The sequence below is a fragment of the Zobellia galactanivorans genome (assembly GCF_000973105.1).
Taxonomy (GTDB): domain Bacteria; phylum Bacteroidota; class Bacteroidia; order Flavobacteriales; family Flavobacteriaceae; genus Zobellia; species Zobellia galactanivorans.
In genome coordinates this window covers 3415143-3427600 of the sequence record NC_015844.1, presented here as the reverse complement: position 1 = coordinate 3427600, position 12458 = coordinate 3415143, and the positions used below count along the sequence as shown (strand labels likewise).

Sequence of the window (12458 nt, the reverse complement as noted above, 5' to 3'; positions counted from 1 at the left end):
GAAATAAAGCGGATAAAATAGCCGTAATTACTTGGCTATGTGTTTATAAAAATTATTTTTGCAAAAATTTAAAATCGAACAACTAAAATGTATTGGACATTAGAACTAGCATCGTACTTGAGTGATGCGCCCTGGCCGGCGACAAAAGACGAATTGATAGATTACTCTATCCGTACCGGCGCGCCGCTAGAGGTCGTAGAGAACTTGCAATCTATGGAAGAAGAGGGTGGCGAGATTTACGAATCTATCGAAGAAATCTGGCCAGACTACCCTACTGAAGAAGATTATCTCTGGAACGAAGACGAATATTAGAAGTATTACGTTAATTGAAACAAAAAAGTCTCTATCGAGGCTTTTTTTTTATGTAATTTTGGCAGGCAACTAGGTAAAATGCGTACAAACTTCAAACTGGAATGCCTTTTGCAAGGTTGCTGCAAATGGTAATTTAACGGAATGCCCTGCCGCGCATAGCATCTCAAGAAGCGGTCTAATGCTAAACAGTAAAAAATGAGTTTTTTAAATTCTATATTAAAAGTATTTGTAGGTGATAAATCGGAAAAAGACGTAAAGGAGCTACAGCCTATAGTAGAACAGATCAAGTCTTTTGAAAAGGAGTTGGAAGCAGTAAGCCACGACGAGTTGCGCGAGAAGACCCGAACCTTTAAACAGAAAATTGCCGAAGACATCAGTGAGTTCACCAAAAAAATTAGCGAACTCGAAGAAGAGGTCAAAGCTTCCTCAGACATTGACAAGAACGAAGATATATATGCCGAAATCGACAAACTCAAGGAAGAGGCATATAAAGTAAGTGAAAAAACACTTGACGAAATCTTACCGGTTGCCTTCGCCGTTGTTAAAGAAACGGCCAAGCGCTTTGCCAACAACACAACCCTAAAGGTCATCGCTTCTGAATTTGACCGCGAACTATCGGGATCAAAAGACTATGTAAGCCTTGAAGGTGACCATGCGATCTGGAAAAACTCATGGAACGCCGCTGGTAAAGAAGTCACTTGGGACATGGTACATTACGATGTACAGTTGATCGGCGGTATTGCCCTTCACCAAGGTAAAATTGCCGAAATGCATACCGGAGAAGGTAAAACTTTGGTAGCTACCCTTCCCCTATACCTAAATGCCCTAGCAGGTCACGGAGCACATTTGGTTACCGTAAACGACTATCTAGCGAAAAGGGACAGCGCATGGATGGCTCCCATTTTTGAATTTCATGGCCTATCGGTCGACTGTATCGACCACCACCGTCCCAATTCAGACGGTAGAAGGGCCGCTTACAATGCCGATATTACCTATGGTACCAACAATGAATTCGGTTTTGACTACCTAAGGGATAATATGGCCCACACCCCTAAAGACTTGGTACAGAGACCACATCATTACGCCATAGTCGATGAGGTAGATTCGGTATTGATCGATGATGCCCGTACCCCTTTGATCATTTCAGGCCCGGTACCCGAGGGAGACCGTCACGAATTCAACGAACTCAAACCAAAGGTTGCCGATATCGTTAGCAAACAACGACAGCACCTTACAGGCGTGCTGGCCGAGGCCAAAAAGCTGATACAGGAAGGCAACACAAAAGATGGTGGCTTCTTATTGTTACGTGTTCACAGGGGATTGCCAAAAAACAAGGCCCTTATCAAGTTCTTGAGCGAAGAAGGTATAAAGCAACTCCTTCAAAAAACCGAGAACTACTATATGCAAGACAACAATAGGGAAATGCCTAAAGTGGACGAAGACCTATTGTTCGTTATTGATGAAAAGAACAATCAAATAGAACTTACCGAAAAAGGGGTTGACTATATCTCAGGGGAGCAAGACCGAGATTTCTTCGTCATGCCCGATATCGGAGGGGAAATAGCGAAAATTGAAAATCAAAACCTCGATATTGAAAAAGAAGCCGAACTTAAGGAAGAGCTCTTTAAAGACTTTGGGGTAAAGAGCGAGCGGATCCACACCATGAGCCAACTCTTAAAGGCCTATACCCTTTTTGAAAAAGATGTAGAATATGTAGTGATGGACAACAAGGTGATGATCGTTGACGAGCAGACCGGTCGTATTATGGACGGTCGTCGTTATTCCGATGGACTTCACCAAGCCATAGAAGCAAAGGAAAACGTAAAGATCGAAGCCCTTACACAGACCTTCGCCACGGTTACCCTGCAGAACTATTTTAGAATGTACAACAAACTCGCAGGTATGACCGGTACGGCCGTTACCGAAGCGGGTGAATTCTGGGAAATCTACGAGTTGGATGTTGTGGAAATACCTACCAACAGACCAATTGCCCGTGATGACAGAAACGATTTGATCTATAAGACCAAACGTGAAAAATACAACGCTATAATCGAAGAGGTCACCAAGCTTTCACAAGCCGGTAGACCTGTATTGATCGGTACGACTTCAGTAGAGATTTCCGAGTTGCTATCGCGAATGCTTCATATCAGAAAGGTTGAGCACAACGTACTGAACGCCAAACTTCATAAAAAGGAAGCCGATGTGGTTGCCGAAGCAGGTAAGCCCGGAGTCGTGACCATTGCGACCAACATGGCAGGTCGTGGTACCGATATTAAGCTAACGGAAGAAGTTAAAAAAGCCGGTGGCTTGGCCATCATCGGTACGGAAAGACATGATTCAAGACGTGTTGACAGACAGTTAAGAGGTCGTTCCGGTCGACAAGGTGACCCTGGTAGTTCACAGTTCTATGTGTCTTTGGAAGATAACCTGATGCGTCTTTTCGGTTCGGACCGTGTAGCCAAAATGATGGATAAAATGGGCTTGGAAGACGGTGAGGTCATTCAACATTCCATGATGACCAAATCGATTGAACGCGCACAAAAGAAAGTCGAAGAAAACAACTTCGGTGTTCGTAAACGTCTTTTGGAATACGATGATGTAATGAACGCCCAGCGTGAAGTGGTCTACAAAAGAAGGCGTCACGCATTGCAAGGCGAGCGCTTAAAGGTCGATATTGCCAATATGGTCTACGATACCTGTGAGGTAATTGCCGACACGAACAAGGCGGCAAACGATTATAAGAACTTCGAGTTTGAACTGATCAAATATTTCTCGATAACCTCTCCGATTTCCGAAGCAGATTTCGGTAAGATGAGCGTACAAGATATCGCCAACAAAGTCTATTCGGAAGCCTATAGATATTACCAGGACAAGATGGAACGCAATGCGGCCACGGCTTACCCTGTGATAAAGAAAGTATACGAAGACAGTGCCAATAAGTTCGAACGTATTGTAGTGCCATTTACTGACGGTATTAAAACACTCAACGTGGTTACCAACCTCGAACGCGCATACGAAAGTGAAGGAAAGGAACTGGTCACCGATTTTGAAAAGAACATCACCTTGGCCATTATCGATGATTCTTGGAAAACGCATTTGCGTAAGATGGACGAGTTGAAACAGTCGGTACAATTGGCCGTTCACGAACAGAAAGACCCCTTGTTGATCTATAAATTCGAAGCCTTTGAACTCTTCAAGGAAATGATAGACAAAGTCAACAAAGAAGTAGTTTCTTTCTTGTACAAGGGTGAACTTCCCAGTGAAAACCCCAACCAGATCCAAGAAGAGCGAAATGTTCGCAGGCCTAAGGAAAACCTTCAGACCAGTAAGGAAGAAATTCCGAACAGCGATGAGCTAGCGGCCCAAAACCGTGCTGCAGGACAAACCCAGGGACAGCGGCCCCAGGTTACGGAAACCATTGTACGCGAACGGCCAAAAATTGGACGTAACGACAGGGTTACCATTAAAAACGTAATGTCAGGCGAAAGCAAAACCGTCAAATACAAGCAGGCGGAACCCCTTATCGAAAAAGGCGATTGGGTACTTACGGAAGAATAAAACCTATCAAAACACCATAATCTACGGCAACTTAGCGATAAGTTGCCGTTTTTTTTGTCCGATAAACGAGTAAAACGTTGGTTCAATGCAATTGTATCTACTATTGCAGGGCTATGAACAAATAGACCCCAAAGGTAAATTGCAGTAAATTAAGCAAATACACCTTATTTTTTGTTCAAAAACTTAACTTCGATAAATATTGATGTCGTAAAAACCTTGGTTGACCATATTATTTGAAGTGTCGTCTATCACACGCGGGTTCACTTCTTTTTTTTGAAAAATGGCAGACCCAAAACATGTACATGCGAAAGCCAAAGAAAAGTCTGAATAGAATAAGTGACAAGACCACATTATTACTTAAATTTAATTATGTATCGTCTTTTCTTAGCTTGGCCATAGGCTTAATCTGTACCTATGCCTTTGATATGCACGGTACCATACCCTATGTTTTCTTCTTCTATTCGGCCTCGAATTTATTGAACGTACTGGCCTTCAACAAGCACAAAAACCTGATGGCCATGGCGATATATACCTCCATCATCTCTTTCTTGGGCACAGTTGTAATCACCCTGTACAGCGGGGGAATCAATAGCCCGTTTATTTTCGTATTGGGTCTTGTCGTCCTTGCAGGGTATATCTCTACACGTTGGTTCGGTACCATTTATCTGTATCTTATCATTAGTACAATTGTCTCTATCTATTTAATCGATTATGCCGATTTCGACTTTATCGAAAATGAAGTACCGGAAAACGTACGTGACCTGTTCAGCCTTATAAGCGTGTTGTTTTCCGTTTATCTTTTAGGTGGCGTATTCGGTAAAAACCTTTTAAGTACCCACCATCGCCTATATCGCTCTAAGGCACGTATTGAAAAAAGTATAGACGAGAAAGAAAACCTTTTAAGGGAAGTACATCACCGCGTAAAGAACAATCTACAAACCGTTTCCAGCTTATTGAGCTTGCAGGCCAGAAACACCCCTAACGAACAAATAAAAGCCTTGGTCAGAAGTAGCCAAAACCGGGTAACATCAATGGCCATGATCCATGAAATGCTCTACGTTAGAGACAACCTTTCAAAAATAGAATTCGGGTCTTACGTTAATGAACTGACCCAATACCTTTTAAGAACGGTTGAACGAAATGACCAAAAAATAAAAGTCAACCTCAATATTCCTGAAACTTTGTTAAGCATAGACACCGCTATTCCATTGGGACTACTGATCAATGAAACGGTCACCAATTCCATAAAGTACGGTTTCAAAGACCGAAACGAAGGCGAAATAAAAATAGAACTTGAAAAACGGGACCAAGACCGTTATGTACTGAAAATTAGCGATGATGGCTTAGGGTATGCCCTAGACCATGACTATAAAAACTACAATACACTAGGTCTAAGACTAGTACACAACTTGGCCAGGCAACTTCAGGGAAACATGGAGCGTATTCCTTCGAAAAAAGGCACGAAATACAAGTTAGTATTTCAAGATATTACGGATCAATTTAATCCGTAAACCTTATATTCGCTTAGCGTTTTAACTACAAATTATTTGCGATTGCTCTAAAATAAATTTTTCTGTCCTTTTATGACAGAAAATTCGGAATAAAATTGTAGATTTCTGCTGCAACCCCATTTTAACCATTTCTTAAATACCTCTACACCAGAGTATCTTCTTGATAAAACCATATCAAGCTAGAGTATTCTTGTATACAAATATTTTATTCCGCTACGGTCGCAATTAGTGTAATAATGTCAATTAAAAACAAGTTTCAAAATAGGATCGACAATCAGACGAAGTTGCTGTTCAATTTCGCCTATGCATCATCGGTACTCTCTTTTGTCTTGGCCTTTGTGGTCATATATGCCTTGGATATAACAGGACATATCCCTTTATTTTTTTTCTTGTTCGCTATATTGAACCTGACCAATATCTTTCTCTTTAAAATTCACGGTAATCCCCTTATAGGGGCATTTACAAGTTCATCTTTATCCCTAATTTGTGTGGTCGGTATTTGTATCTTCAGCGGGGCGATCAACAGTCCGTTTATATTTGTTCTAAGTATCATTATTTTAGGAGGCTATATTTCGGGACGTTTTTTTGGCAAGGCCTACCTCGTACTGGTACTCCTTATAATTGCGGGCCTATATGCCGTGAGCGAGTTTACGATCGTCTCCAACGAAGTCCCTGAAGAATCGAAAGACACCTTTAGTCTACTCAGCCTGCTCTTTTGCATTTATCTTCTCATTGGTGTTTTTGGAAAGCATCTACTAAGAACACACTCAATCTTAAAACAATCAAAAAATGAGATAGAAACGGGTATCACAGAAAAGGAAATGCTTTTAAGAACGGTCCACCATCGTGTCAAAAACAACCTACAGACGGTGTCGAGTCTTTTAAGCCTTCAATCTAAGAACACCTCTAACGAAAAAATAAAAGAGTTGGCCAAAAGCAGCCAATACAGAATCAATTCAATGGCCATAATTCATGAAATGCTGTACATGCGAGACAACATTTCAAAAATAGCTTTCAGGCCATACGTAAGGGAACTCACAGAGTTTCTTATAAAATCGGCCAATGACAAAAACCTTGACATCAAAGTGAATATCGATATGCCCGATGTTAGTCTAGGTCTCGATACCACTATTCCCTTAGGCCTCTTGATCAACGAGGCCGTTACCAATTCCTTGAAATATGGATTTCCCGAAAACAGCGTAGGAGAAATAAGCATTCTCTTAAAAGAAGACGAAAAAGAATCCCAGAGTTACTTCCTTGACATTATCGACGACGGCGTAGGCTTTCCTAAGAGCATAGACCATAAGACCACCAACTCTCTCGGCCTGAAGCTCATGCACAACCTAGGACGCCAGCTAAGAGGCTCTGTGTCACGTATGACCACTGACAAAGGCACGGGCTACCACATCATCTTCAAGGACCGGGAGCGCCATTTTACCGGCATCAATGGTTGATGAAGCGTAAATAACATCCTTTAGGGTTGTTTCCCATAAATCTGTATCTTTAGGAAACCATAGACCAAAATGAAAAACTCTCGCCGAAAGTTTCTGTCATCAGTCAGCATGCTCGCCGCCACTACGGCATTACCCCTAGAGGCATTCGCTTTTAATGCCTCTAAAAAACTCTCCGTTGTCTTGGTAGGAACCGGCATACGGGGTATTACTTTTTGGGGAAAAAGATTGATCGACCAATATTCAGACATCATCGAATTTGTAGGCCTATCCGACATTAACCCCAGTAGATTGGCCTACGCAAAAACGTATATAGGAACATCATGTCCTACTTTTAGCGATTTTGAGGAGATGGTCAAAACTACCCGGCCCGACCTTGTTATCGTCACCACCAAAGACTCTACCCACCACCAGTTTATTATCAAGGGATTGGAAATGGGGTGCGACGTGCTCACCGAAAAACCACTGACCACCGATGAAACCAAATGTCAGTCCATTTTAGAGGCAGAAAGAAAATCGAAAAAAAACCTTATTGTCGGCTTCAACTACCGATGGAGCCCCTATGCCACCAAAATAAAGGAACTCTTGATGAACAAGACCATTGGCAACTTGGTCTCCGTAGATTTCAATTGGTACCTCAACACCTACCACGGCGCCTCCTATTTTAGGCGATGGCACGGCAACATGAACAGTAGTGGCTCTTTATGGGTGCATAAGGCGACCCATCATTTTGATTTACTCAATTGGTGGATAAACTCTGAACCTGAAGAAGTATTCGCCTATGGCGATTTAGAGTTCTACGGCAAAAACGGACCGTTTAGGGGAGATAATTGCCGTAGCTGCCAACATAGTTCGAATTGCGATTTCCACTGGGACATCAACCAGGATAAATTCATGAAAGCGTTGTACGTTGACCATGAGCATGAAGACGGTTATATACGAGACAATTGTCTCTTTAGAGAAGACATAGATATCTACGATAAAATGTCGGCCCAAGTAAAATATACCGATAATACCACCTTGAACTATTCGCTTACCACCTACTCCCCTTTCGAGGGCTGGCGTGTGGCGTTCAACGGCACAAAAGGTAGGATCGAAGCTTCTCAAGATATCCCATATTTGAAAGAGAGTACCATTTCCGAAGCAGAAAAACACCAAAAAGAAATGACACAGACCGACCAAGAAGATCTTTCTTTTGAAAGCATCATCGTACACCCGCTTTGGCAACCACATCAAACCCTAGCCGTACCTATGGAAAAAAATGGTCACGGCGGTGGCGATAAACGCCTACAGGACAAAATTTTCAGAACCTCCGATATTGACGACCCCTACGGCCGTACGGCCGGCATACGTGATGGTGCCATGTCTATTCTTATCGGCATTGCGGCAAGACGCAGCATCGAAAACAAAAAAACAATTCAGATTTCAGAACTGACCGATTTAAAACCAAGAAAACAGCGATCATAAATGTTAAACATAGCCTTTAAGTGGTAGTATTACACCTACTTTTTTGATAGATTGCCAAAACCTATTTAGATTTACCGTGGAAAGGGAAGATTTTTCTTAAACTTTTACCGGTTTTAGATAAGAAAAACACGAATCTTATATGCAGCAGGATACCGACCTAGAAAAACGCTTGAAAACCAAAGTTAGACTAGTTTTAAAAATCAATTACTATTCTTCCGTTCTCTCGCTTATTTTTGCCGCGCTTTGCTATTTTCTTCTACATATTACCGAAGTTATACCTTACGCCTTTCTTATTTTCGGCATTCTAAACCTCTTCAACACCCTACTCTATAAGTACCACAAAAATCTTGCCCTCACATACAACATCGTTTCAATGATGACCTTGGCCGGGGCCAGTGTAGTAACGTTATACAGTGGGGGAATCAATAGTCCGTTTATTTTTGTGCTAGCCCTTATCGTCGTTGCCGGCTATGTCACCACCAAGGCTTATGGCTCGCTCTACCTCAATCTCAACCTCCTCATCATCATCTTGATATACACCCAAAATGTTGCCGATTTCAATTTTGTGGAGAATGTGGTACCCAAAGAATCCGAAAATCTTTTTGCCTTTCTCAGTGTATTGTTTTCAATATACCTTTTAGGGGGAGTTTTCGGAAAGAACCTCCTGCACGCCCACCATAACCTATATAAGACCAAGAATGAGCTAGAAGAAAAGATTCGCGAAAAGGAAACCCTTATCAAGGAAGTGCACCACCGGGTAAAAAACAACCTACAGACCGTTTCAAGTTTGCTCAGCCTTCAATCTAGAGGCATAACCGATAAAGATGTAAAGGGCCTATTGAAAAGCAGCCAGAACCGGGTAATTACCATGGCCATGGTTCATGAAATGCTCTATATGAGGGAAGACCTCTCTAAAATAGAATACAAATCATATGTACAGGAGTTAGTGGAATACCTCATTCGGTCGATTAAAGGAACCAGCTCCAATATTACCTTGAACATCGATATACCCAATATCAAATTAAATATAGATACGGCCATACCCTTAGGGCTTCTGATTAACGAAACCGTGACCAATGCCCTTAAATATGGTATAGTCGACGATAATAAAGGCGAAATAAACATTAAGTTAAGAAAAGAAAAAGAAGATTACCTGATTCTTCAAATGGGCGATAACGGAAAGGGATTCCCTGAAGAAACCAACCACAAAAACTCCAACTCACTTGGTCTAAAACTAATACACAACCTAACCCGTCAATTACAAGGTTCGCTTATGCGCGACTTAAGTCGACAAGGCACCCATTATACGATTAAATTCAAGGAAATCAGAGATCAGATGTCTAATGTGACCTAATCGCATTCTTCTGTTGAACCACCATCCTCGATCTCTACTTTCAAGGGTCGTAAGATTCCTTTCGTTTTAGGAAACAACAAGACATTGCAAAAGACTAGCGCAACAACGATTAAAGAAATGAGTACTATCATAGGAATGGGATTGGGGCTTTTTCTTTTATTAGAAACTTCCGTGTGTTATTATAAATAAGCTAAGCCTTAATTTCTTAAGCCATCTTAGCTTTGTTCCTTTTTGTAGTAAAAGAAAGCGCCTTGGTTACCCTAGCGTTATCCCTTTTATATAAACGGGCAACTTCCAAAGTGTTTTCCAGACTAACTTCTTCCGTAGCAGTCTCGGTAACGATCGTCATTTCAACAGTGTCTATTTTAACCTCTTCAGTCGATGTTTGGGCTTGGGCGGTCAATCCGATAAAAAGAACAAAAATTAAAGTTGCGATAGTTTTCATGACTTGTGCGTTTATATATATAAAACGCCCAAAGCCCCATCCTGCCTAGGTTTCATTCGCTGAAAAACCCCATATTTTCGGTTAGCTGCACAACTTCGGTTCAAGTGTAAAAAACCACCGATGAACGTAATCGACCTACAAAACAGCTTATCGAGATTAAGTGTTTTTAATCGGAAAAGAATGCATTCCCCCTCGACAGATATCTCTATTTGGCCAATATCACAATTAGTTTCGTTCTAATATGTTTGCCATACCCCCATCCCATCAATAAAGTGCCTAACGATTATACTGCAATGTGATACATATTATATGTGAATTCCCTGTGGAATTATTCCCAAGACATCCCTATAGTTATATCTAGGCCGTACCAAGTCAATACGACTTTGTTCTATCGTGAGTATTTGCCACAAACAATTACCTAGAGAAATAGAAAAGTTATAAAAAGCCTAGGGAGACTGTTCTAAAAAAATATTGCTATGTATGTTGATGGGTTTGTAGAAAATAATCGATTAAGCCATTTTTGCTTTGTTCCTTTTTGTAGTAAAAGAAAGTGCCTTGATTACCCTAGCGTTATCCCTTTTGTACAAACGGGCAACTTCCAAAGTGTTTTCCAGACTAACTTCTTCCGTAGCAGTCTCGGTAACGATCGTCATTTCAACAGTGTCTATTTTAACCTCTTCGGTCGATGTTTGGGCTTGGGCGGTCAATCCGATAAAAAGAACAAAAATTAAAGTTGCGATAGTTTTCATGACTTGTGCGTTTATATATATAAAACGCCCGAAGCCCCACCCTACCGAGGTTTCATTCGCTGAAAAACCCCTTATTTTCGGTTAGCTGCACAACTTCGGTTCAAGTGTAAAAAACCATCGATGAACGTAATCGACCTCAAAAACAGCTTATCGAGATTAAGTGTTTTTAATCGGAAACAAGTGCTTCCTAGAACTGTAGATTCTTCATTTTTTAGTACCGCCACACACCTACTGTTTTTTAATTCTCCAAAAACCATGACTCGATGGTATCCATTCATATCTGATCAATCGCCGTAAGCTCCTCCGATTATTGTAAAAGTCTACAAGCTATAAGAAGCCCTTACATTCTAATATCCCCTTTATCATATTATCGAGAATCTTACAACGAAACCCACTGATTTTCAGACATTGTAATATTCCACTTACACAAAAAAGTTGGACTAACGATCAAGTCTCATCTTTTGTCGATTATTAGTTAATATTATTGTTCTGAGGCCGCCTTTTGAATATTTTGCAGCCACTTTTGAAAAAGAAAATGAATTAATTTAAAATCACTGAATTATGAGACGTAACTTACTAACAAGGTTAGTTCTGTTTGCCATGCTATTCGTGTCTTTCGTTATGGTACCGGTAGCATGCAGCAGCGATGATGGAGGAACTGGCACAGAACAACAACCCGAGCCAGACCCGGACCCAGATCCAGAACCCACTCCCGAAGCAGACCCAACAAATTCGAACACAACTTTAAACGCCACTGCTGCGGCCCATTCCGATGGAGTCAGTACTTCGACGGTAACAATCAAACTGGCGGATGCCGACGGAAATTTACTTAAGGCTAGTGGAGGTACCGTAGTATTGTCGGTTACCGGTAATGCCACCGTATCGGAAGTAACCGATAACGAAAACGGGACCTATACGGCAACAGTAAGTAGTGAAAACGAAGAAACCGTAACTGTATCCGCCAAGTTAGATGGCGTAGACATTACAAGCACTGTAGATATAACCTTTAATCCCGACGAATCGAATCCTGCACAAGAGGTCGCCCAGTCAACGGAGCCGCTTGGCCCAACCCTTCTTAGAATCAACTGTGGAGGCCCAGAGGCTACTTATGAAGGCAATCTCTTTTTAGCGGACCAACATTTTGACGGTCCTACCGAAGCCTATACCAATCCGCTTTTCACTGAAGAAGACACGGATATGAATGCCATCTTTTTAACGGAGAGAATCAGTGACAACACTAAGGTAAAGGGACCATTTTCCTATAAAATCCCTGTTACAAACGGCAGCTATACGGTTAAACTTTACTTCGCTGAAATCTATTGGGGCCTTGATAACCCAGAAGGACTAGAGGGCGGTGTCGGCAGTAGAATCTTTAATGTTACAATGGAAGACACTGAAGTTTTTACCGGATACGACCTTTACAAAGATATCGGAGCCGGAAAACCAGACACCCGTATGTACGATATTGAAGTTTCAGATGGTGAATTGACAATTACTTTTGAAGCATCTGTCAACAAACCTAAAGTTTCAGCTATAGAAATTTTAGGTACAGGAAGCGTCGAACCATAAGACACTCCCATCCCTATTAATAAGGCCTGTCCGATTTTTTCG

Annotated in this window: 9 protein-coding genes; 7 read left to right on the top strand and 2 right to left on the bottom strand. The window is 41.5% G+C overall.

Annotated features, from left to right (window positions below; all coding sequences use genetic code 11):
* Positions 1-87: 87 nt before the first annotated feature.
* From ZOBGAL_RS13925 to ZOBGAL_RS13900, 6 genes are all read left to right on the top strand, one after another.
* Complete coding sequence (locus tag ZOBGAL_RS13925; protein WP_013994285.1) at positions 88-312, top strand: DUF2795 domain-containing protein; 225 nt, start codon at positions 88-90, stop codon at positions 310-312.
* Between the two features lie 195 nt (positions 313-507).
* Positions 508-3870: a preprotein translocase subunit SecA gene (secA, locus tag ZOBGAL_RS13920; RefSeq protein WP_013994283.1), complete on the top strand. Its 3363-nt coding sequence runs from the start codon at positions 508-510 to the stop codon at positions 3868-3870.
* Positions 3871-4172: 302 nt separating this feature from the next.
* Positions 4173-5381 (top strand): sensor histidine kinase, encoded by a 1209-nt coding sequence (locus ZOBGAL_RS13915; RefSeq protein WP_013994282.1) that lies wholly within the window; start codon positions 4173-4175, stop codon positions 5379-5381.
* A 236-nt stretch (positions 5382-5617) separates the two neighbouring features.
* The gene (locus ZOBGAL_RS13910; protein ID WP_013994281.1) at positions 5618-6835 is read left to right on the top strand and encodes a sensor histidine kinase; all 1218 of its coding nucleotides are present in this window, start codon (positions 5618-5620) and stop codon (positions 6833-6835) included.
* Positions 6836-6904: 69 nt separating this feature from the next.
* On the top strand, positions 6905-8299 hold the full coding sequence (locus ZOBGAL_RS13905) for a Gfo/Idh/MocA family oxidoreductase (RefSeq protein ID WP_013994280.1): 1395 nt from the start codon (positions 6905-6907) through the stop codon (positions 8297-8299).
* 139 nt (positions 8300-8438) lie between these two features.
* Positions 8439-9653 carry a sensor histidine kinase gene (locus tag ZOBGAL_RS13900; protein WP_013994279.1) on the top strand — a complete coding sequence of 405 codons (1215 nt, stop codon included), beginning with the start codon at positions 8439-8441 and terminating at the stop codon, positions 9651-9653.
* Between the two features lie 205 nt (positions 9654-9858).
* Here ZOBGAL_RS13900 and ZOBGAL_RS13895 read toward each other — a convergent pair whose 3' ends face one another.
* Both ZOBGAL_RS13895 and ZOBGAL_RS13890 read right to left on the bottom strand, forming a co-directional pair.
* Positions 9859-10098, bottom strand: coding sequence for a hypothetical protein (locus ZOBGAL_RS13895; protein WP_046287501.1), 240 nt, complete (start codon positions 10096-10098; stop codon positions 9859-9861).
* Between the two features lie 509 nt (positions 10099-10607).
* Positions 10608-10847: a hypothetical protein gene (locus ZOBGAL_RS13890; protein WP_013994277.1), complete on the bottom strand. Its 240-nt coding sequence runs from the start codon at positions 10845-10847 to the stop codon at positions 10608-10610.
* A 561-nt stretch (positions 10848-11408) separates the two neighbouring features.
* Here ZOBGAL_RS13890 and ZOBGAL_RS13885 point away from each other — a divergent pair.
* Complete coding sequence (locus tag ZOBGAL_RS13885) at positions 11409-12416, top strand: malectin domain-containing carbohydrate-binding protein (protein WP_013994275.1); 1008 nt, start codon at positions 11409-11411, stop codon at positions 12414-12416.
* Positions 12417-12458: the final 42 nt, after the last annotated feature.

Bases quoted from the DNA above. Each gene is read 5' to 3' on its own strand.
- ZOBGAL_RS13925 (WP_013994285.1), top strand. From the start codon at position 88: ATGTATTGGACATTAGAACTAGCATCGTACTTGAGTGATGCGCCCTGG.
- secA (WP_013994283.1), top strand. From the start codon at position 508: ATGAGTTTTTTAAATTCTATATTAAAAGTATTTGTAGGTGATAAATCG.
- ZOBGAL_RS13915 (WP_013994282.1), top strand. From the start codon at position 4,173: ATGCGAAAGCCAAAGAAAAGTCTGAATAGAATAAGTGACAAGACCACA.
- ZOBGAL_RS13910 (WP_013994281.1), top strand. From the start codon at position 5,618: ATGTCAATTAAAAACAAGTTTCAAAATAGGATCGACAATCAGACGAAG.
- ZOBGAL_RS13905 (WP_013994280.1), top strand. From the start codon at position 6,905: ATGAAAAACTCTCGCCGAAAGTTTCTGTCATCAGTCAGCATGCTCGCC.
- ZOBGAL_RS13900 (WP_013994279.1), top strand. From the start codon at position 8,439: ATGCAGCAGGATACCGACCTAGAAAAACGCTTGAAAACCAAAGTTAGA.
- ZOBGAL_RS13895 (WP_046287501.1), bottom strand. From the start codon at position 10,098: ATGAAAACTATCGCAACTTTAATTTTTGTTCTTTTTATCGGATTGACC.
- ZOBGAL_RS13890 (WP_013994277.1), bottom strand. From the start codon at position 10,847: ATGAAAACTATCGCAACTTTAATTTTTGTTCTTTTTATCGGATTGACC.
- ZOBGAL_RS13885 (WP_013994275.1), top strand. From the start codon at position 11,409: ATGAGACGTAACTTACTAACAAGGTTAGTTCTGTTTGCCATGCTATTC.